The organism is Pseudomonas sp. NPDC089741 (assembly GCF_044748825.1).
Lineage (GTDB): Bacteria > Pseudomonadota > Gammaproteobacteria > Pseudomonadales > Pseudomonadaceae > Aquipseudomonas > Aquipseudomonas helmanticensis.
In genome coordinates this window covers 15,657-36,625 of record NZ_JBIVGT010000040.1, presented here as the reverse complement: position 1 = coordinate 36,625, position 20,969 = coordinate 15,657, and the positions used below count along the sequence as shown (strand labels likewise).

20 protein-coding genes and 2 pseudogenes are annotated in these 20,969 nt (G+C 59.7%); 12 read left to right on the top strand and 10 right to left on the bottom strand.

The annotated features are described in order from the left end of the window. The first annotated feature begins 83 nt into the window (after positions 1-83). From ACIPZE_RS25800 to ACIPZE_RS25785, 4 genes are all read left to right on the top strand, one after another. A complete protein-coding gene (locus ACIPZE_RS25800) occupies positions 84-779 on the top strand; it encodes an OmpA family protein (RefSeq protein ID WP_064120833.1) in 696 nt (231 codons plus the stop codon). Between the two features lie 89 nt (positions 780-868). Then, positions 869-1,591, top strand: a complete 723-nt coding sequence (locus ACIPZE_RS25795) for an OmpA family protein (protein ID WP_283437441.1) — start codon at positions 869-871, stop codon at positions 1,589-1,591. A 162-nt stretch (positions 1,592-1,753) separates the two neighbouring features. Continuing rightward, entirely contained in the window at positions 1,754-2,035 is a 282-nt protein-coding gene (locus ACIPZE_RS25790; RefSeq protein ID WP_400776157.1) for a DUF1145 domain-containing protein, read from the top strand. After that, complete coding sequence (locus tag ACIPZE_RS25785; RefSeq protein ID WP_400776155.1) at positions 2,028-2,786, top strand: collagen-like protein; 759 nt, start codon at positions 2,028-2,030, stop codon at positions 2,784-2,786. The genes ACIPZE_RS25790 and ACIPZE_RS25785 overlap by 8 nt, the downstream gene beginning before the upstream one ends. Before the next feature lie 221 nt (positions 2,787-3,007). Here the strand turns inward: ACIPZE_RS25785 and ACIPZE_RS25780 are convergent, their stop codons facing one another. Beyond that, complete coding sequence (locus tag ACIPZE_RS25780) at positions 3,008-3,472, bottom strand: CopD family protein (protein ID WP_400776153.1); 465 nt, start codon at positions 3,470-3,472, stop codon at positions 3,008-3,010. A 99-nt stretch (positions 3,473-3,571) separates the two neighbouring features. Between ACIPZE_RS25780 and dinG the strand changes: the two genes are divergently transcribed. The 5 genes from dinG to pdxH all read left to right on the top strand — a co-directional run bounded on the left by dinG (position 3,572) and on the right by pdxH (position 11,521). After that, on the top strand, positions 3,572-5,716 hold the full coding sequence (gene dinG, locus ACIPZE_RS25775) for an ATP-dependent DNA helicase DinG (protein WP_008085357.1): 2,145 nt from the start codon (positions 3,572-3,574) through the stop codon (positions 5,714-5,716). A gap of 95 nt (positions 5,717-5,811) precedes the next feature. Then, positions 5,812-8,292 carry a beta-galactosidase gene (locus ACIPZE_RS25770; protein ID WP_400776150.1) on the top strand — a complete coding sequence of 827 codons (2,481 nt, stop codon included), beginning with the start codon at positions 5,812-5,814 and terminating at the stop codon, positions 8,290-8,292. A gap of 191 nt (positions 8,293-8,483) precedes the next feature. Then, a complete protein-coding gene (locus tag ACIPZE_RS25765; protein WP_283437439.1) occupies positions 8,484-9,629 on the top strand; it encodes a serine hydrolase domain-containing protein in 1,146 nt (381 codons plus the stop codon). A 113-nt stretch (positions 9,630-9,742) separates the two neighbouring features. Further along, positions 9,743-10,849: an OmpA family protein gene (locus tag ACIPZE_RS25760; RefSeq protein WP_283437438.1), complete on the top strand. Its 1,107-nt coding sequence runs from the start codon at positions 9,743-9,745 to the stop codon at positions 10,847-10,849. Positions 10,850-10,873: 24 nt separating this feature from the next. Further along, a complete protein-coding gene (gene pdxH / locus ACIPZE_RS25755; protein ID WP_283437437.1) occupies positions 10,874-11,521 on the top strand; it encodes a pyridoxamine 5'-phosphate oxidase in 648 nt (215 codons plus the stop codon). A gap of 5 nt (positions 11,522-11,526) precedes the next feature. Here pdxH and ACIPZE_RS25750 read toward each other — a convergent pair whose 3' ends face one another. Further along, a complete protein-coding gene (locus ACIPZE_RS25750; protein WP_400776146.1) occupies positions 11,527-11,763 on the bottom strand; it encodes a hypothetical protein in 237 nt (78 codons plus the stop codon). A gap of 180 nt (positions 11,764-11,943) precedes the next feature. Between ACIPZE_RS25750 and ACIPZE_RS25745 the strand changes: the two genes are divergently transcribed. Next, entirely contained in the window at positions 11,944-12,408 is a 465-nt protein-coding gene (locus ACIPZE_RS25745) for a glycine zipper 2TM domain-containing protein (protein WP_008086349.1), read from the top strand. A gap of 72 nt (positions 12,409-12,480) precedes the next feature. Here the strand turns inward: ACIPZE_RS25745 and ACIPZE_RS25740 are convergent, their stop codons facing one another. The 3 genes and pseudogenes from ACIPZE_RS25740 to ACIPZE_RS25730 all read right to left on the bottom strand — a co-directional run. Next, complete coding sequence (locus ACIPZE_RS25740) at positions 12,481-12,732, bottom strand: pyocin S6 family toxin immunity protein (protein WP_283437435.1); 252 nt, start codon at positions 12,730-12,732, stop codon at positions 12,481-12,483. Positions 12,733-12,751: 19 nt separating this feature from the next. Then, positions 12,752-13,939 (bottom strand): colicin E3/pyocin S6 family cytotoxin, encoded by a 1,188-nt coding sequence (locus tag ACIPZE_RS25735; protein ID WP_400776142.1) that lies wholly within the window; start codon positions 13,937-13,939, stop codon positions 12,752-12,754. A gap of 249 nt (positions 13,940-14,188) precedes the next feature. Beyond that, positions 14,189-14,365 (bottom strand): annotated as a pseudogene (locus tag ACIPZE_RS25730) (Na+/H+ antiporter NhaA); the annotation flags it as partial. Between the two features lie 10 nt (positions 14,366-14,375). Between ACIPZE_RS25730 and ACIPZE_RS25725 the strand changes: the two are divergent. Beyond that, positions 14,376-14,636, top strand: a pseudogene (locus tag ACIPZE_RS25725) (hypothetical protein); the annotation flags it as partial. Between the two features lie 63 nt (positions 14,637-14,699). Here the strand turns inward: ACIPZE_RS25725 and ACIPZE_RS25720 are convergent. From ACIPZE_RS25720 to nhaA, 4 genes are all read right to left on the bottom strand, one after another. Then, positions 14,700-14,933 (bottom strand): hypothetical protein, encoded by a 234-nt coding sequence (locus tag ACIPZE_RS25720; protein ID WP_283437433.1) that lies wholly within the window; start codon positions 14,931-14,933, stop codon positions 14,700-14,702. A gap of 9 nt (positions 14,934-14,942) precedes the next feature. After that, the gene (locus tag ACIPZE_RS25715) at positions 14,943-15,197 is read right to left on the bottom strand and encodes a colicin E3-like toxin immunity protein (protein WP_283437432.1); all 255 of its coding nucleotides are present in this window, start codon (positions 15,195-15,197) and stop codon (positions 14,943-14,945) included. 8 nt (positions 15,198-15,205) lie between these two features. Beyond that, a complete protein-coding gene (locus tag ACIPZE_RS25710; RefSeq protein ID WP_283437431.1) occupies positions 15,206-16,435 on the bottom strand; it encodes an S-type pyocin domain-containing protein in 1,230 nt (409 codons plus the stop codon). 249 nt (positions 16,436-16,684) lie between these two features. Then, positions 16,685-17,875, bottom strand: a complete 1,191-nt coding sequence (nhaA, locus tag ACIPZE_RS25705; RefSeq protein ID WP_283437430.1) for a Na+/H+ antiporter NhaA — start codon at positions 17,873-17,875, stop codon at positions 16,685-16,687. Positions 17,876-18,125: 250 nt separating this feature from the next. Here nhaA and ACIPZE_RS25700 point away from each other — a divergent pair, with 250 nt between their 5' ends. Then, on the top strand, positions 18,126-19,220 hold the full coding sequence (locus ACIPZE_RS25700; protein ID WP_283437429.1) for a PLP-dependent cysteine synthase family protein: 1,095 nt from the start codon (positions 18,126-18,128) through the stop codon (positions 19,218-19,220). Positions 19,221-19,335: 115 nt separating this feature from the next. On the opposite strand, the gene ACIPZE_RS25695 is transcribed toward ACIPZE_RS25700, so the two are convergent. Next, on the bottom strand, positions 19,336-20,949 hold the full coding sequence (locus tag ACIPZE_RS25695; protein WP_122591545.1) for an NAD(P)/FAD-dependent oxidoreductase: 1,614 nt from the start codon (positions 20,947-20,949) through the stop codon (positions 19,336-19,338). Positions 20,950-20,969: the final 20 nt, after the last annotated feature.

Here is a 20,969-nt window from a genome sequence, read left to right as displayed (position 1 = left end):
AGTGGCCTATTGCTGGCGGAGATTAAAACTCCGGTCTTTACTCCCTGAATCGGTTCTAAGCCGATCCCTCAGGAGAAAACCAGATGAGCATAGTTCGGACAGCATTACCTTTGATTCTGCTAACCAGTGTGTTGACTGGTTGCGCAGGTTTGCAAAAAACCGACTGGCCGACCTGTGCGGCGGTCGGTGGCGTGGTCGGCGCTGGTCTCGGCGCTACCGAAAGTTCGGCATGGGCCGGCTACGGCGCGTTGCTGGTCGGTGGTACGGCAGCGGCTTATTGCTGGGTACACGGTGATGGCGACGAAGACGGCGACGGTGTGCCGGATAGCCGCGACAAGTGCCCGCACACGCCTAAAGGCGTGCAAGTCGACGCTGACGGTTGCCCTCCACCAGCGCCTGCACCCGTGGTCGAAGAAGCTGTAGTGGTCAAGGAAGAAACCATTGTCATCCGTGATGTTCACTTCCAGTTCGACAAAGCCACGTTGACCGGCCCTGACAAACAGGTGCTCGACAAAGTCGCCACTCGCCTGAAACAGGAATCCTCGACTGCACAACTGACCGTGACCGGTCACACCGACAGCGTCGGCAGCGATGCCTACAACAAGAAACTGTCGGATCGTCGTGCGCACTCGGTGGTGGAATACCTGATCCAGCAGGGTGTGCCGCGCGCCAGCTTCGTTTCGGTGTCCGGTCTGGGTGAAAGCCAGCCTGTTGCCGACAACAAAACCGCTGACGGTCGTGCGCAAAACCGTCGTACCGAAATCAAAATCGTCCGCTAGACCTCTCGCATCCGCGGCTTGTGCAGTCGCGGATGCGGGTCTTTACTCCTGTGTAACCGGTATGGGCCGGTGACACAGGAGCTTTTACAATGACTGTATTCTCAAGGTCCGTCTTGCCGGTGCTGCTGCTAGGCGGCTTGCTCACCGGTTGCGCCACCCACAGCGATGGCACGGCACCCCTCAATCAACGTACGTGGCCGATCTGCAGCCTTATCGGCGGGCTGGTCGGTGGCGGTCTCGGCGCCATTGAAAGTGGCGGTTGGGCCGGTGGCGGCGCAGCGCTGGGGATTCTCACCGGCGGACTGATCTGTTATGCCCAGGACGGCGATGAAGACGGCGACGGCGTATTCGATCGCCGCGACCGTTGCCCGGATACCCCAGCCAATACTCCGGTTGATCACCGTGGTTGCCCATTGCCGCAATATCCAGTCGCGGAAAAAGTACCGGAGCCAGCGCCGCAGACGGAAGTCATCACCTTGAGCGATGCCGGCAACGTGCTGTTCGATTTCGACAAGTCCGACCTGACCCCGTCGGCGAAAGCCCAGCTCGATACGTTGATGGACAAACTGCGTAACGCCGATGTGGTGAGCATCAAGGTGGTCGGCCATACCGACAGCAAGGGCTCGGATGCCTATAACCAGGCATTGTCGGAACGCCGGGCGAGCAGTGTCGCCGCGTACTTGCTGAGCCAGGGCCTGGCACCGAACAAACTCACCAGCGAAGGTCGTGGCGAGAGTGAACCGGTGGCGGATAACGCAACCGATGAGGGCCGCGCGAAAAACCGTCGCGTCGAGTTGCACATCAATCGTTAGGACGCGTCTGTAGTCCGCGGGCTAGAGCTGCCGGGCGACGACCCTCGTCGTTTGGCAGCCATTTGGCAGGCCACCGAAGTTTTTTCATTTACCCCTCTGGCTTATCCCCCGCAGAAGCCGTTACTGTGCGCCCAAAGAATAATTCGCAACACGGGGGAGCGTATGAAAGTGTTCTGGGGGCTGGGGCGTTTATTGACCCTGCTGTTCTGCTGCGTGGTGCTGGCCAATCAATTGGTGCCGTTCGTTCATCCGCTGCATTTGCTGGTCAATCTGGCCGGCGCTCTGCTGTTGCTGATTCACATAATCGAAGTGCTGCTGTGCAACCGCAGCCTCAAAGGCCGTGCGCACCCTTGGCGTGACCGTGGCCGCATCCTGCTGTTCGGCGTATTCCACCTGCAAACCATCCCGGCCCCGGCCGCTCCGGAGGCTTCTTCCCATGCGTAAACTTTGCCTGCTCGCTGCATTCATCAGCCCTTTGGCCTGTGCCCAGGTGGTCAGTGTCGAAACCAATTCGTTGATGCGCTTGCCCAACACCGCCAGCACGTTGCAGTTGGAGAAGCTTGAAGTCGCCGATTACGGCACGCTGCTGATCCCGGCCAACGTGACCGAGTTGAGCGTCGGTGAATTGCGCCTCGGCCATGAAGCACGTATTGCGATTGTCCCGGGTGAACAGGCTCTGGATCTGAAAGTCATTCGCGCCGAGTTGAGCGATGGCAGCCAGATCACCGCGCGTGGCGCACCGGGCACTTATGAAAAAGCCGCGCGTGCCGGGCGCAATCTGAATCTGCAATTCAAGGCGTTGAGTGCGCCGCAACTGTTGGTCGATGCCCGTGGCGGCACTGGCGCACCGGGTTTTGTCGGGCTGGATGGCGGCAACGGTGAAGATCCGGGCTGCACTTATGGCTCGGCCGGACATGGTTTTGATGGCAGCAATGGCAGTGACGGTCAGCCGGGTGCACCGGGAGCGCTGGTGCGCCTTGAAGTGCCACGCGAGTTTCCGGCTGAGCTGATCAAGGTTAACGTCACCGGCGGTGCCGGTGGCCCGGCGGGTGTTGGCGGTAAAGCAGGGAAGGGCGGCAAGTCCAAGGGCTGCCTGGTGTATCGCGCTGATGGCGGCAAAAATGGCAAGGCCGGGACGGATGGCCAGCCTGGGCCGGTGGGCGCGGCGGGTGCCGTGACCGTGCAGCGCCTGTAAAAGCAGACCCTCATCGGAACGCCGCCCGCCCAGCCCTCTCCCGGAGGGAGAGGGGGCCGACCGAGGTGACTCACGCTATCCATCGACCTGAAAAACCGAGTCGATTATGGATTCGGCAGAGAATTTTCAAGTCGGCGTATCTCTTCAATATCCCCCATTCAGTCCCCTCTCCCCCCCGGGAGAGGGCTAGGGTGAGGGGCTTTTGATCTAATCCCCGATCTTCAAAACATCGGCCGAGCCGCCGCAATTGCCACCAGCACCAACCCCACAATCAAGTTAATCCCCACCACCCGGCGAATCCGCCCCAGCACCGCCGCGCCTGTCGGCCAGTCCTTCGCTTCCACCGCCGTGCGCAATTCCGGCAGCATCAAGCCTTGAATCCGGATAAACAGCGCCGTCATCACCACGTACAACCCGATCATCACTTGCACATATTTCGGCGCAGTCTCAAAGCCGACCTGCTGCAGATGCAACATGCCCACACCGCTGATCGGCAACAGGATCACCGCGACCCAGACCCAGCGGAAAAAACCTTGAAACACTTCCACCCACAGGGTCAGTCGGGCAGGGCCGTCGAGGGCCTTCACAGCCGCCGGGCGCAGGACCATCCAGGCGAAAAACATGCCGCCGACCCAGACCAGGGCGGACAGGACATGCAGGGGATAAACGAGGCTAAAAAGTGTCATTGGGTTACTCCGTTCTGCGCAGGATCGATTCGCGGGGTATGATAGCCGCCGATCCAAACCACTGAAAATTTATCCAGCGTTTTTTGCGCCCGACACTCAATGATCAGCACTGAACTCAAAACCACGATCCAGGGCGCCTACTCGCGTTTTCTTGAAGCCAAGAGCCTCAAGCCGCGTTACGGCCAGCGCCTGATGATCGCTGAAATCGCCAAAGTCCTCGGGGATATCGACACCGACGACGAAGGCCGGCGCAGTGGCGACCCCGCAATTGTTGCGGTGGAAGCCGGCACCGGTACCGGCAAGACCGTGGCCTACAGCATGGCGGCGATCCCGACTGCGAAAGCCGCCGGCAAGCGACTGGTCATCGCCACCGCGACCGTCGCGCTGCAAGAGCAGATCGTCTACAAGGATTTGCCCGACCTGATGCGCAACAGCGGGCTGAATTTCACCTTCGCCCTGGCCAAGGGCCGTGGCCGCTACATGTGCCTGTCCAAGCTCGACATGTTGCTGCAGGAAGGTCACGCGCAAACCGCCACCGCCCAGCTGTTCGAAGAAGAAGGCTTCAAGATCGAGGTCGATGAGGCCAGTCAGAAGCTGTTCACCAGCATGATCGAGAAGCTTGCCGGGAATAAATGGGACGGTGACCGCGACAGCTGGCCCAACGCGCTGGAAGACGCCGACTGGGCGCGGCTGACCACCGATCACAGCCAGTGCACCAACCGTCATTGCCCGAACTTCGGCCAGTGCGCCTTCTACAAGGCCCGCGAAGGCATGGGCAAGGTCGACGTGATTGTCACCAACCACGACATGGTCCTCGCTGACCTGGCGCTGGGCGGCGGTGCGGTACTGCCGGACCCGCGCGACACCATTTACGTGTTCGACGAAGGCCACCACCTGCCGGACAAGGCGATCGGCCACTTCGCCCACTACACGCGCCTGCGCTCCACCGCCGACTGGCTGGAAACCACCGCGAAGAACCTCACCAAATTGCTCGCCCAGCACCCGCTGCCGGGCGATCTCGGCAAGTTGATCGAGCAGGTGCCGGAGCTGGCGCGCGAGATCAAGGCCCAGCAACAGTTCATGTTCAGCGCTTGCGAGCAGGTTGCCGACTTCAAGCCCGGCGAGGACGTCGAAGGCCGTGAGCGTCCGCGTCATCGTTTCGTCGCCGGGGTGATTCCTGAACACATGCGCGAAATGGGCATCGAGCTGAAGAAAGGTTTCTCGCGCTTGAACGATCTGTTCACGCGTTTGACCGACCTGCTCAAGGAAGGCATGGACGGCGAGGTCAACATCGGCATCGCCAGCAATCAGGCCGAAGAGTGGTATCCGCTGTTCGGCAGCCTGTTGTCCCGAGCGTCGGGCAACTGGGAGCTGTGGACCGCGTTTACCGCCGAAGACCCGGAAGACAGCCCGCCGATGGCGCGTTGGCTGACCCTCGCCGAAAGCGGTTCGTTGTTCGACATCGAGGTCAACGCCAGCCCGATCCTCGCCGCCGAAACCTTGCGCCGCAGCCTGTGGAACGTGGCTTACGGCTGTCTGGTGACCTCGGCAACGCTGACCGCGCTGGGCACTTTCGACCGCTTCCGCATGCGCGCCGGCCTGCCGAAAAAAGCCGTCACCGCCGTGGTGCCGAGCCCGTTCCATCACGCCGATGCCGGTGTGCTGCGAGTGCCGGATCTGAAAGCCGATCCGCGCGATGCTCCCGCGCACACCGCCGCGATCATTCGTGATCTGCCGGATCTGGTCGAAGGCTCACGCGGCACGCTGGTGTTGTTCTCTTCGCGCAAACAGATGCAGGACGTGTTCGACGGCCTCGACCGCGACTGGCGCAAGCAAGTGTTCATTCAAGGCAACCTGTCGAAACAGGAAACCCTGAACAAGCACAAGGCGCGGGTTGATGGCGGTGACTCCAGCGTACTGTTTGGTCTGGCCAGTTTTGCCGAAGGCGTCGACTTGCCGGGCGCGTATTGCGAACACGTAGTGATCGCCAAGATCCCGTTTTCGGTGCCGGATGATCCGGTCGAAGCGGCGCTGTCGGAATGGATCGAGGCCCGTGGCGGTAATCCGTTCATGGAAATATCCGTGCCCGACGCCTCGCTGAAACTGGTGCAGGCCTGCGGGCGACTGCTGCGTACCGAAGAAGATCGCGGCACCATCACTTTGCTGGATCGGCGGCTGGTCACCCAGCGCTATGGCAAAGCGATCCTCAATGCGTTGCCTCCCTTCCGTCGTGAAATATCCTGAGACATCGGTGGGCAGTTTTGCCCGCCGTGCTGTCTATCTCTCTGCCATCGCTTTTCCATTGGCCAATGTTGGTCGCTAGGGAGAACTCCGTTCTTATGATTCGCCGTTCGTTGCCTGCCGTTTTCGCCTTGATCTTCGCTGCGCCATTGTTCGCGGCACCCGCCGGTCAGCAGACCCTGTTCAACTTTGTCCGCCCTGCCGACGTGGTGAAAATTGCCACCGAAAACGCTGATCTGCCGCAAGCCAACGCCGAGCAAACGGCAGAAGGCGAAGTGCTGCGCCGGGTAACCTTCAACCCGGTGGCCCGCCCGACTTTGCGCCTGACCCCGCAGACCGGTGCCTGGGACTGGTCGCAATCCGCGATGATGACCCTGCGTTTGCAGAGCGCGATGAACTGGGCCGTCACCGTTTACGTGCAAATTCAGAGCAATGACGGCCGCACGCTGGTCAGTCGCGTCGATCTGCCGGCCGGTCCTGCGCAGACGTTGCTGGTGCCGCTGGTCGCCTCGACACCGTTGAGCCAAGGCATGAAGGCCGGGCCGCCGATGCCGATGACCGTCGATGGCCAGCGTATTTTGCTCGCCAGCAGCAGCGGTGAGATCGATCGCAGCCAGGTGGTCTCGGTGAGCTTGTCGATGGATCAGCCGAAAGTCGCGCAGAGCTTGCTGCTCGAGCGTTTCGGTGTTCAGGACGGCGACTCGGTGACCCAGGCTGTGTACGGCAATCTGGTCGACGCTTACGGGCAATCGACCCGCAGCAAATGGCCGGAAAAAGTCAGCAGTGACGAACAACTGAAATCTGCCGCCGCCAAGGAACAGCAACAGCTGAAAACCTGGCTGGCCGAGCGCGAGAAGTCCTCGCTGGACAAATTCGGCGGCTGGAGCAAAGGCCCGGCGTTCAAGGCCAGTGGCTTTTTCCGCACGGAAAAGCGTGACGGTCGCTGGTATCTGGTCACGCCTGAGGGGCATCCGTTCTACTCCCTCGGCGTCAATACCGTCAGCCCCGACGTCAGCCAGACTTACGTGGCCGGTCGCGAGTACATGTTCGAATCTTTGCCTGAACCTGACGAACCGTTGGCCAGTCACTTCGGTGAAGGCGACAACCGTGGCGGCAATGGCGCCGATCAGGGGCGAGGCTACGGCAACGGGCGTTGGTACGACTTCTATGGCGCCAACCTGCAGCGTGTATACGGCGAACCGTGCAAAGCGCAAAGCGAAGTTAAATCCGGGGTCGCTGCAGCGGAGAAGGCTGAAGCCACTGAGACCGCCGCCGCCAAAGCCGCAGAACCTGCCGCCGTGCCGGCCGAGCCGAAGTCCGGCGTCGCTGAAGCGGCCAAGACTGAAACCGTTCAAGTGACCACTGAAAAGGTTGCCGTGCCGTGCAAGGCGATGATCGATCAGCAGCAGTGGGCCAACCACACGCTCGATCGCCTGCAAGCCTGGGGCTTCAACACGGTCGGCAACTGGAGCGCCGATTCGCTGAGTGAAGCCGAACGCGTGCCGTACACCTTGCCCCTTTCTATCGTCGGCGATTACACCAGTATCAGCACCGGCAGCGACTGGTGGGGCGGCATGCCTGATCCGTTCGATCCGCGCTTCGCCATGGCCACCGAGCGTGCCGTGGCCATCGCCGCCCGCGATCATCGCGATGATCCCTGGCTGATCGGCTATTACGCTGACAACGAATTGGCTTGGGCCGGCCCCGGCGATGACCCGAAATCCCGCTACGCGCTGGCTTACGGCACGCTGAAAATGACCACCGACGTGCCGGCCAAACGCGCCTTCCTCAAGCAGCTGCGTGACAAGTACCGCAACCAGGCCGGACTGTCGAAGGCTTGGGGCATTGACCTACCGGCGTGGGAGTTGATGGAAGACCCGGGCTTCGAACCACCGTTGCCGAACCCGGAACATCCGGAAATCGAAGCGGATTTCAAATACTTCCAGAAGGTCTTTGCCGACACCTACTTCAAGACCATTTCCGACTCGCTGAAATGGCACGCGCCGAACCAGATGCTCCTCGGCGGCCGCTTCGCCATCAGTACCCCGGAAGCCGTGGCGTCCTGCGCGCAATATTGCGATGTGCTGAGCTTCAACATGTACACGCTCAAGCCTCAGGACGGTTACGACTTCGCTGCGCTGGGCGCACTGGACAAGCCGGTGTTGATCACCGAGTTCAACTTTGGCTCCGCCGATCGCGGCCCGTTCTGGGGCGGCGTGACGCAACTGAGCAAAGAAGAAGATCGCGGCCCGGCCTACGCCAACTTCCTCAAGCAGGCCTTGAGCGAGCCGTCGATTGTCGGCGTGCATTGGTTCCAGTATCTCGATCAACCGGTGACCGGGCGTTTGCTCGACGGCGAGAACGGTCACTTCGGTCTGGTCGGCGTTACAGATCTGCCGTATCAGGGCTTTGTTGAAACGGTGCGCAAGAGCAATCTTCAGGCGATTGATCAACTTGGCAAAGAAGCTGAGAAAGCCGCCGCTGCGGCAGGGCATGAAGCTGAGGGCGGGCGCAAGGGCGAGGCCGGCAAAGGGCCGGGAGCAGGGCATGCGGGTGGGCATTCGGGGAATGGTCATTAAGGTTTGAAACGCTAAAAGATCGCAGCCTTCGGCAGCTCCTACAAAAGGAACGCAACCCCATGTAGGAGCTGCCGCAGGCTGCGATCTTTTGATTCTGCTTTTAACCGTCTGGCCCGCAGCTGTTCCAAAATCCCTCAAGGGCTGGAACAATGCGGGCCACTTTGTAGAGCGTTGTCGCGGGGGAGTTGCGGGTGCAGATTCAGGGACATTACGAGCTTCAATTCGAAGCAGTGCGCGAGGCTTTCGCCGCACTGTTCGACGATCCCCAGGAGCGCGGCGCAGCCCTGTGCATCAAGGTCGGCGGAGAGACCGTCCTCGACCTCTGGTCCGGTACCGCCGACAAGGATGGCGCCGAGGCCTGGCACAGCGACACCATCGCCAACCTGTTCTCCTGCACCAAGACGTTCACCGCTGTCACTGCGCTGCAACTGGTCGCTGAAGGCAAGTTGCAACTCGATGTTCCGGTCGCGCGCTACTGGCCGGAATTCGCCGCTGCCGGCAAAGAAGCCGTGACCCTGCGCCAATTGCTCTGCCACCAGGCCGGTTTGCCGGCCCTGCGCGAACTGCTGGCGCCAGAAGCCCTCTACGACTGGCAAACCATGGTCGACGCGCTCGCCGCCGAAGCACCGTGGTGGACACCGGGCACCGGTCACGGTTACGCCGCGATCACTTACGGCTGGCTGGTCGGCGAATTGCTCCGACGCGCCGACGGTCGTGGCCCGGGCGAATCGATTGTCGCCCGCGTGGCCAAGCCGTTGGGCCTGGATTTTCATGTCGGTCTGGCTGACGAAGAATTTCACCGTGTCGCACATATTGCTCGCGGCAAAGGCAATGCCGGCGACGCCGCCGCGCAACGCCTGCTGCAAGTGACCATGCGCGAACCGACCGCCATGACCACCCGCGCTTTTACCAATCCGCCGTCGGTGCTCACTAGCACCAACAAACCGGAATGGCGACGCATGCAGCAACCGGCGGCCAACGGCCACGGTAATGCGCGCAGTCTCGCCGGGTTCTACGCCGGTCTGCTCGACGGCAGCCTGCTCGAAAGCGACATGCTCGAAGAGCTGACCCGCGAACACAGCCTCGGCGAAGACAAGACGTTGCTGACCCGCACCCGCTTTGGCCTCGGCTGCATGCTCGATCAACCGGACGTGCCGAATGCCACGTACGGCCTCGGCCCGCGTGCATTCGGTCATCCGGGGGCGGGCGGTTCCATCGGTTTTGCTGACCCTGAGCATGATGTCGCGTTTGGTTTTGTGACAAATACCCTTGGGCCTTACGTTTTGATGGATCCGCGCGCGCAAAAGCTCGCGCGGGTACTTGCCACTTGTCTGTAAAGCGTCATTAGAAGTTCCAGGGTCGGAACCTCGGCGTGATTTTCGATTCAAAACGGCTGTTTATCCGGGCGAAAGTGCTCTGATTTTTCATTACTTCATTTTGTGGATTTTCAATGTCATCTAAAAAGACCCTCGCCCTGGCCCTGTGTGTAGCGATCACCGGTTGTGCACAGACCCCGAAAAACGATGCGGACGGCGGCAGTTGGTGGCCGTTCGGTTCTTCCGACAAAGTGGCGGCCAAAGAGCCGGCACCGGTTCCAGCCCCAATGAAACCTGCCGCCACTGCTCCGGTGGCGAAAACCGAAAGCAGCAATCCTTGGTACTGGCCTTTCGGTTCCGATGATGCAGCGGCCAAGGCTGACATGAAGGCTGAAGTCGCACCGGAAGCCAGGAAGCCGGTCGCCGTGGCCAAGGCTGACGCCGACACCGGCAGCAAATGGTGGTGGCCGTTCGGCGGCAAGGATCAAGCAACCGCCCAAGCCGTGCCGATGCCAGATCCAAAAGTCACCCAGGCCTGGCTTGACGACTACGAGCCGCGCCTGCGTGAAGCGGTCAAGGACAGCAATCTGCAACTTGAACGCCGTGAAAACGTGCTGGTGGTCACCGCGCCGGTCGAAGGCTCCTTCAACCCGGATCGTCCAGCCATGCTGCTGCCGGTGACTCTCGGCCCGTTCACCCGTGTAGCGAAAATCCTCGAAGCCGACCCGAAAACCGCCGTTCTGGTGCTCGGTCACAGCGACTCGAGTGGCGCCGCACCGGCCAACATCAAACTGAGCCAGGAACGTGCCCAGGCCATTGCGGCGATCTTCCGCCTCAGCGGTTTGCAGCGTGATCGCCTGATGCTGCGCGGCATGGGTTCCGAAGCCCCGCGCGCAGCCAACGACAGCGTTGAAGGCCGCGCCCTGAACCGTCGCGTCGAACTGCTGGTGACCCCGCAAAACACCATGGTAGCCCTGCTGAGCAAGTACAACATGCCAGCGCCGAAACCAGTGACCATGGTCGCTGCGCAAGACGTCAAGCCAGTCGCCAAACCGGTCACCCCGGCTCCAGCAACGAAAAAAGCAGCGGTGCCGGCCACCAAAAAAGCACCGGCCAAGAAAGCCGCAGCCAAGGCTCCGGCGAAAAAAGCTCCAGCCAAGGCTCCAGCGAAGAAAACCACGCCAGCCAAAGCGGCCGCGACCGACAAGAAAGTCGCCGCGACCGATACCACCAAAAAGTGATCCGCTAACGAAAAGGAATGCGCCATGACCCAGGCTCTGGCAGATATGCGTCGTGATTACACCCGCGATGGCCTGACCGAGGCGCAAGCCCCGGCCGAGCCGTTTGCGCTGTTTCACCAGTGGTTTGCCGACGCGGTGAAAACCGAACAGGCGCCGGTTGAAGCCAACGCCATGACCCTGGCCACGGTCGATGCTGACGGGCGTCCGCATTGCCGCATTCTGCTGCTCAAGGGCCTGGACGAGCAGGGCTTCACGTTCTTCACCAACTATGACAGCGCCAAGGGCCAGCAACTGGCGGCAAATCCGTTTGCCGCCATGACCTTTTTCTGGCCAACCCTGGAGCGCCAGGTGCGCATCGAAGGGCGCGTGGTGAAGGTCACGCCGCAAGAGTCCGATGCGTATTATCAGGTGCGGCCGCTGGGCAGCCGTCTCGGTGCCTGGGCATCGCCGCAGAGTCGGGTGATCGACGGGCGCGGTGAACTGGAAGATTTGCTCAAGGCAACCGAGCAGCGCTTTTCCGACACACAGCCCGACTGCCCGGAACACTGGGGCGGTTACCGCTTGCTGCCGGAGCGCATCGAGTTCTGGCAGGGCCGTCCAAGCCGCCTGCACGATCGCCTCAACTACCGTGTGCAAGGCGCCGACTGGATTCTTGAACGTCTGGCACCCTGAACAGTCTACCGAGCGGGATAGCCTGCTGACGCGGCCTCAAGCCACTTCGGCAGATCCCGGCGCTTGATCTTCTGCGCCTGAGCGCGCGCCAGCTGGTCAAGCATGAAGGCACGTTTGCCCTCATCCTTACCCGCCAGTGACAGCGCCAGGTCGCGATCCATCCAGCGCTTGATCCGTCTGTACAACGACCAATGGAAGTACAAACCGGCGGCAGTGGTGACGACGATGATGAAGTAATCCATGAAAATCCTTGGCCTCGGTGGCGCAGGTTTGCCAATTTGGCGCTACTGTAGGGGCTATGTCAGCGAAAGCGTGCAGGCGTCTGTACCGTGCCTGAATGAAAGCGAATTTGTCCGGGCTGCGTCGTGACAGGCGTCAAGCCACGGAGTTTAATGAATATATGTTCTTTTGGAGTTGATGCTATGCGTAAGTCTGTTCTGCTGGTTGCTTCCTTTTCCACGATGGCGATGTTGCTTACCGGCTGCCAATCGAGCCTGACCGGTGACTCCTACTCCCGTGACGAAGCACGTCGCGTGCAGACGATTCGCATGGGCACCATCGAATCCCTGCGCCCGGTGAAAATCGAAGGCACCAAAACCCCGATCGGCGGCATCGCCGGTGCAGCAGTCGGCGGCGTCGGCGGCAGCGCGATCGGCGGTGGCAAGGGCAGCATTGTTGCTGCAGTCATCGGTGCGGTGGCGGGTGGCTTGATTGGTTCGGCGACTGAAGAAGGCCTGACCCGTACGCAAGGTGTGGAAATCACCGTACGTGAAGACGACGGCAGCATGCGCGCCTATGTGCAGCAGGTTCAGGAGAATGAAGTGTTCCGCGTTGGCGAGCGCGTGCGCATCTCCACCGTCGGCGGGACCAGCCGCGTTTCGCACTAAGCGGGATGTAGGGTAAAGAAAAACCCCGATCAGGTGACTGGTCGGGGTTTTTGTTTTTTGCACCCTCGTTCGTCAAGATAATGCTCGGGTTCCAATGAAATATTCCAAGCCTTCCGGGAACTCGGTGTTCAAGAGTTCCGCGGCTTGCTTTATTTGAGTATCAGTCATTTCCAGTTCACCTGGTTCCAGATCATCAAGGGATTTTGATTCTGTTAATTGTGCTAATGCTTGGTTTAGCTCGTAGTCTTTTATCAGTAGCTCGAACTGCAATGAATCGTCTTTTGCTTCGTCAGGCAAGAATCCAGTGATAGATAGGTAACGCATAGTTTTTCTCGTTCTTGAGTTATTTGGGAGTCGTCCGGCCCGGCTTCGCTTTTTTGGTTTGCTTCCCGGTTACGTGATCGAACTCTCCTAGGTGTATTCCTAATTTGTCATAAATTTCGACAGCACCGCTTTTGGAGTCCCACTCATATATCCGGCTCTTTCGATCAAGCCAGCGGGCTCTTTTCTTTCCCCCTCCCTGTACGGAAGCTTTTGACTTCACCCTTTTCGTATCGGGGAATGCGGGAAGTGTTTCCGGGTCGTCGTAATACTCGTGGTCAGGAAGTTTACTTACAACTATATAAACCGGCTGAACCAACGAGCCTAGTGGAAAAACTAGAATAAAATCCCTGTACTCCGGCGGATAAACCGGGTTGACCAGAATCCCATCCGCCGCTTTCGTCGGCGGATACACCCAAATATGCGGCGCCTGCGGTGCAGCCTCCAACGCCGGAATACCGAGGATGTCGGAACCGTCCACAGCCGGCGTCCAGATCAGTTGGACGCCTTCACCCAGATCCGCAATGAACTGGCTACCGCGCGCGGTGAACTGCACGACATCAACCATTTCCCAGTCGCGATTCTTGCCTGTGTAAAAACCGTAACCGTTCAGGCGGCCGTCGGCCTGTTGTTCGATGCTCAGCCGAACTCGTGTTCGCGCCTGCTCAAGTCCGCGCAACTGCTCATCAGTATACAACGCGCTGTCGCCAAGACTCGATGGCATGAACAGCGCGACCAAACCCACCAAAGGCGCAACAGCCGCACTGGATATCATAGCGGGCAGTGTTTCAAACACCGAACCGGCCAACGCCAGACTGCCAAACCCGGCCGGGATGGCTGTCGCACCGATTTTCTTGAGAGGGACGTCGCCGCTGTCATCAGCCTCACGCGCGCCCAGCAAAATCAGGTCGCCGTAATCCTTCAGGCTGTCAGTCGGCACCATCCCCGCAGGACTGGAGTAATCGATAATCGCATCCGGCAATTTGCAGTACTTGGCGAATACGCAGCCAGCGCGAACGGGATCGGCTTTTTTGACCGCCACCTCACGGCTGCGCTCGAAAGCATCCTGTCGGGCCAGCATGGCGTCGTAAGCATTTTGTCTGGCGTCGCGCTCGGCCAGTTCAGTGGCCGTCATGTAGCGGTAGGTGACGTGATGCCCGTCGCCTTGCGGTGGGTTGGGAACCCGAGGAATGTCCTTGTTACCAGCCACTGACCGTCCTTTCGTTCATCCGTCGACAGCCCTTCGCAAAGGGCTGCGCAACGTTAACGAAGCAGGAAAATGGTGGCTGTAGGACGCGTCTCTAAAGACGTGGGGATTAGTCGCTGTGTATCAGTATGGCGGCACTTGTGGCGAGGGGATTTATCCCCGTTGGACTGCGCAGCAGTCCCCCAGCTCTTAATTTAAAAGCGGGGGCCGCTTCGCAGCCCAACGGGGATAAATCCCCTCGCCACAGGTGTTCTACGCAGGATTCAGTACTGTGTTTCGGCGACTCGCCGCCGCCGTCACCGCATAACCAATCAGCGCCGCCAGAATCGATCCGGTCAAAATCCCCATCCGGTCCATCCCCGCGTAATCGCTCACACCCGGTTCAAACGCCAACGAGCCGACGAACAGGCTCATGGTGAAGCCGATCCCGCCGACCCCGATGGGCGACCTCGCCGGTGCAGCCGTTGGCGGTGGCAAGGGCAGCATCGTTGCTGCAGTCATCGGTGCGGTGGCGGGTGGCTTGATTAGTTCGGCCACTGAAGAAGGCCTGACCCGTACGCAAGGTGTGGAAATCACCGTACGTGAAGACGACGGCAGCATGCGCGCCTATGTGCAGCAGGTTCAGGAGAACGAAGTGTTCCGCGTTGGCGAGCGCGTGCGGATTTCGACTGTTGGCGGGACGAGCCGCGTTTCGCACTAAGCGATAGCGAGTTGTTAAAGAAAACCCCGATCAGGTGACTGGTCGGGGTTTTTTTAATGCGTTTCAACGTCCATTGCACGTCAGTTGGAAGGTGTACTTCGGATCGAAGACATTCCTTTCCAGCAGTTTCTCCAGCGCGGCAAGCTGATTATTTGAAAGATCGTAACCCTCCCAGCCTTCCTGCTTACAAGACCAATTCATGATAGCAGCCAGGTTCTCGTCGCATCCGCTAGGCAGGTCTTCTTCAAAAACGAGAAACTCTGTTTTCCTATCGAATGCTTCAATCCTATAAATCATAAGAGACCGTCACCAGACATCGCTGTAGTCAAAAGAGATCTGATAATCGTAAGTTTTGAAGACGATGCCATGTTGAAAATACGGCTGAATGATTCGAATCCAATCTTCGAGAACATTGAAACCGCCATTGTTTATGTTGTTTTCCACAGGTATACCCAAAGCATTCAAAACGGTTTCATCATCACCTAAATCCTTGGAATACTCTTCACCCTCGCATAGATGGTTTTGCTTGTCGTACCACTCTAGCCTCAGTTTTAATCCCATCATCAACCTCACAAATATTTTTTTCTGATGCTTCTTTCATCTTTCGCATCTTCGCGTCGCTCCCCTGTAAAGGGGTCAAACGCGCCTAGGTGAGTTCCGTCACTTGCTCGGTAAACCTCCAGCTCTCCGTGCATCGAATCCCACTCGTAGATTTTTCTACCTTTCGCATCTTTCCACCGTTCCCGAAGTCCTCCGCCTCCTTGTATGGGATTCTTTTTCTGCACCTTTATCAGTCCGGGAAATGCAGTGATTTCCTCTGCTTTTGGAGGCCTATGATAACTATGCCCCGCGGACGGTAAGCCTTTACGTGATGATGTGCTGACTACGATGTATACCGGCCTAACACCCGAATTAGCCGGAAACACCAGAATAAAATCCCGATACTCCGGCGGATAAACCGGGTTGACCAAAATCCCATCCGCCGCTTTCGTCGGCGGATAAACCCAAATATGGGGTGCCTGCGGTGCAGTCTCTAAAGCGGGGATGCCGAGGATGTCTGAGCCATCCACAGCAGGCGTCCAGATCAGTTCGACGCCTTCACCCAGATCCGCAATGAACTGGCTACCGCGCGCGGTGAACTGCACGACATCAACCATTTCCCAGTCGCGATTCTTGCCTGTGTAAAAACCGTAACCGTTCAGGCGGCCGTCGGCCTGTTGTTCGATGCTCAGCCGAACTCGTGTTCGCGCCTGCTCAAGTCCGCGCAACTGCTCATCGGTATACAACGCGCTGTCGCCAAGACTCGATGGCATGAACAGCGCTACCAAACCCACCAAAGGCGCAACAGCCGCACTGGATATCACAGCGGGCAGTGTTTCAAACACCGAACCGGCCAACGCCAGACTACCAAACCCGGCCGGGATGGCTGTCGCACCGATTTTCTTGAGAGGGACCTCGCCGCTGTCATCAGCCTCACGCGCGCCCAGCAAAATCAGCTCGCCGTAATCCTTCAGGCTGTCAGTCGGCACCATCCCCGAAGGACTGGAGTAATCGATAATTGCATCCGGCAGATTGCAGGACTTGGCGAATACACAGCCAGCCCGAACGGGCTCGGCTTTTTTGACCGCCACCTCACGGCTGCGCTCGAAAGCATCCTGTCGGGCCAGCATGGCGTCGTAAGCATTTTGTCTGGCGTCGCGCTCGGCCAGTTCAGTGGCCGTCATGTAGCGGTAGGTGACGTGATGCCCGTCGCCTTGCGGTGGGTTTTGAACCCGGGGAATGTCCTTGTTGCCAGCCACTGATCGTCCTTTCGTTCATCCGTCGACAGCCCTTCGCAAAGGGCTGCGTAACGTTAACGAAGCAGGAAAATGGTGGCTGTAGGACGCGTCTCTAAAGACGTGGGGATTAATCGCTGTGTATCAGTATGGCGGCACTTGTGGCGAGGGGATTTATCCCCGTTGGACTGCGCAGCAGTCCCCCAGCTCTTAATTTAAAAGCGGGGGCCGCTTCGCAGCCCAACGGGGATAAATCCCCTCGCCACAGGTGTTCTACGCAGGATTCAGTACTGTGTTTCGGCGACTCGCCGCCGCCGTCACCGCATAACCAATCAGCGCCGCCAGAATCGACCCGGTCAAAATCCCCATCCGGTCCATCCCGGCGTAATCGCTCACACCCGGTTCAAACGCCAGCGAACCGACAAACAGGCTCATGGTGAAGCCGATCCCGCAAAGAATCGCCACGCCCATGACCTGGCCCCAGTTGGCGCCTTGGGGCAGGGTGGCGATGCCGATCTTCACGGCCAGCCAGGTCAGGCCGAACACGCCGACGGTCTTGCCCAGCAGCAGCCCAACCGCAATGCCCATTGGCACGTGGTGAGTGAAGCTTTCGACGGTGACGCCGCTCAGCGACAGGCCGGCGTTGGCGAAGGCGAACAGCGGCAGAATGCCGTAAGCCACCCACGGGTGCAGCGCATGTTCGAGGGTCAGCAGTGGCGACGGCTCGGCGTTTTTCGTGCGCAGCGGGATGCAGAAGGCCAACGTGACACCCGCCAGCGTTGCATGGACACCGCTCTTGAGTACACAAACCCAAAGGATCAGGCCGATGATCATGTACGGCCCGAGCTTGACCACCCCGAGCCGGTTCATCGCCACCAGCGCCGCGATACACGCCGCCGCCAGACCCAGCGACAGGGTCGAGAGTTCGCCGGAATAGAAGATCGCGATGATCACGATGGCGCCGAGGTCATCGATGATCGCCAGGGTCATCAGAAACAGCTTCAGCGATACCGGAACGCGCTTGCCGAGCAAGGCCAGCACGCCGAGGGCGAAGGCGATGTCGGTGGCGGTCGGAATCGCCCAGCCGTCGAGGGCTGCCGGATTGTCACGGTTGAGGAACCAGTAGATCAGCGCCGGCACCAGCATGCCGCCAATCGCAGCGGCACCGGGCAGGACGATCTGCGACGGTTTCGACAGCTGGCCGTCGAGGACTTCGCGCTTCACTTCCAGGCCGATGAGCAGGAAGAACATCGCCATCAGGCCGTCGTTGATCCACAGCAGCAGGGGTTTAGCGATTTTCAACGCACCGATCTGCGCCACCACGGGGGTGTCGAGCAGGCCGGTGTACAGCCACGACAGTGGCGAGTTGTTGATAATCAGAGCCAGAATGGCCGCGGCGATCAATAACAGACCGCTGGCAGCTTCCAACTGAAAGAAACGCGTGAAAGTGCTACGCAGAGGCAAGGTCGCTCTCCATCGAATCGTCAAAAAGGTGGGACACCCTAACCCGTACTGTTAGTTGTTAAAACAAAAGTTATATTCTTTTTTGTTATATGTCGTTACAAGGTGTCTGGCCCAAGCCACGGTGAGCCTAGCAGTTGCCTGACATATTGAGACTCAGCTGTACCTGTGCGCGATGTAGGTTTTTTCCTAAGCTGATGAGTGAGCCTTCATAGAGGCCGATCTCCTGCCCGATTCAACGAGAACCATCACCATGAGCGACAACCGACAGTGGGCCCGCGAAGCCATCCGCATTATCGAGGCGGACTTCCAGCGCAGCGCCGACACCCACCTGATCCCTTTGCCGCTGCCGGGTTTTGCAGGCATCGAGTTGTATTTCAAGGATGAGTCGAGCCACCCGACCGGCAGCCTCAAGCATCGGCTGGCGCGCTCGCTGTTTCTCTATGCATTGTGTAACGGCTGGTTGAAACCGGGTGCGCCGGTGATCGAGGCGTCCAGCGGTTCGACGGCGATTTCCGAAGCGTATTTCGCGCGGATGCTCGGCCTGCCGTTTATTGCGGTGATGCCGGCAACCACTTCCAAAGAGAAGATCGCGCAGATTGCCTTCTATGGCGGCCAGAGCCATCTGGTGAAAGATCCGACGCAGATCTACGCCGAATCCGAGCGCCTGGCCCGTGAACATGGTGGCCATTTCATCGACCAGTTTACCTACGCCGAACGAGCCACCGACTGGCGCGCGAACAACAACATCGCCGAGTCGATCTTCCAGCAGATGCGTTACGAAAAGCATCCCGAGCCAAGCTGGCTGATTTCCAGCCCCGGCACCGGCGGCACCACCGCGACCCTCGGCCGTTACGTGCGCTATCGCCAGCATTGCACCCGCGTGTTGTGCGCCGATGCCGAGCGTTCGGTGTTTTTCGATTACTACCAGACCGGCGACGCCAGTCTGCGCCTGGATTGCGGTTCGCGCATTGAAGGCATTGGCCGGCCGCGCGTCGAAGCGTCGTTCCTGCCCAAAGTGATCGATGCGATGGTCAAAGTGCCGGATGCCTTGTCGCTGGCGGCCATGCATTATCTGGCGCAGCGCCTGGGTCGACATGTTGGCGGCTCGAGCGGGACCAATCTGATTGGTGCACTGATGGCGGCGCAGCAGATGAAAGCGGCGGGGGAGTCGGGGTCGATCGTGGCGATTCTGTGCGATGGCGGCGAACGCTATGCCGACACCTATTACGATCAGGATTGGCTGAAGGCTCAGGGGTACGAGTTGGCTGGGTTGATCGAGGCAGTGGCGGCGAGCGCCGAGCGTGGTGAGGCGCTGCCGACTTCAGTGCTACGCGCCAACATCTGACACAGCGAAATCAACTGTAGGAGTGAGCCTGCTCGCGATGGCGGAATAGCATTCAACTTTGATGTTGAATGGACTACCGCTATCGCGAGCAGGCTCACTCCTACAGGGTTTTGTGTCAGTCAGTCAGGCCGAGGATGTCGCGCGCCACGGCTTCAGCAATACGAATCCCGTCAACACCCGCCGACAAAATCCCGCCCGCATAACCCGCGCCTTCACCGGCCGGGAACAAGCCCTTCACGTTCATGCTCTGCAGCGTCTCGTTACGGGTAATGCGCAGCGGCGAGGAAGTGCGCGTCTCGATCCCGGTCAACACCGCATCGTGCAGCGAGTAACCGCGAATCTGCTTCTCGAACGCCGGCAACGCTTCACGGATTGCCTCGATGGCAAAATCCGGCAGCGCCAGGGCCAGATCGCCCAGCGCTACACCTGGTTTGTACGACGGCTCGACTTCGCCCAGTTCGGTCGAAGGAATGTCGTTGATGAAGTCGCCAACCAGTTGCGCCGGTGCCTTGTAATCGCTGCCGCCAAGGATGAAGGCGTGGGATTCCAGACGTTCCTGCAACTCGATCCCCGCCAGCGGGCCGCCCGGATAATCGACTTCCGGGGTGATGCCGACGACGATGCCGGAGTTGGCGTTGCGCTCGTTACGCGAGTATTGGCTCATGCCGTTGGTGACCACGCGGTTCGGCTCGGAAGTCGCCGCGACCACGGTGCCGCCCGGGCACATGCAGAAGCTGTAGACCGAACGACCGTTCTTGGCGTGGTGCACCAGTTTGTAGTCGGCGGCACCCAGTTTCGGGTGTCCGGCGTACTTGCCCAAGCGCGCACGGTCGATCAGCGATTGCGGGTGTTCGATACGGAAACCCACCGAGAACGGTTTGGCTTCCATGAACACGCCACGGCTGTGAAGCATGCGGAAGGTGTCGCGGGCACTGTGGCCGAGGGCCAGAACCACGTGTTTCGAATGCAGGGTTTCACCGCTGGCCAGTTCGACGCCGACCAGTTGGCCGTCTTCGATCAGCACGTCGGTGACGCGTTCCTGGAAGCGCACTTCGCCACCCAGTTCGCGGATCTGCTCGCGCATGTTTTCAACCATGCCGGTCAGACGGAACGTACCGATGTGCGGCTTGCTGACGTAGAGGATTTCTTCCGGCGCGCCGGCCTTGACGAACTCGTGCAGGACTTTGCGGCCAAGGAATTTCGGGTCCTTGATCTGGCTGTACAGTTTGCCGTCGGAGAATGTGCCCGCGCCGCCTTCGCCGAACTGCACGTTGGACTCGGGGTTGAGCACGCTTTTCCGCCACAGGCCCCAAGTGTCCTTGGTGCGCTGACGGACTTCGGTACCGCGTTCGAGGACGATCGGCTTGAAGCCCATTTGTGCCAGCAACAGGCCGGCGAAGATCCCGCACGGGCCGAAACCGACGACGATCGGGCGCTGGCTCAGATCGCTTGGTGCTTCACCGACGAATTTGTAGCTGACATCCGGCGCCACGTTGACGTTACGGTCGTCGGCGAACTTGCCCAACACCTTGGCCTCGTCGCGCACTTCGAGGTCGATGGTGTAGATGAAGCACAGTTCGGAGGACTTTTTGCGCGCATCGTAGCTGCGCTTGAACAAGGTGAAATCGAGCAGATCATCGCTGGCGATGCCCAGGCGCTGCACGATGGCAGGGCGCAGGTCTTCTTCGGGATGGTCGATTGGCAGCTTGAGTTCAGTGATTCGTAACATGGCGAGGATCCGGGTTCGCG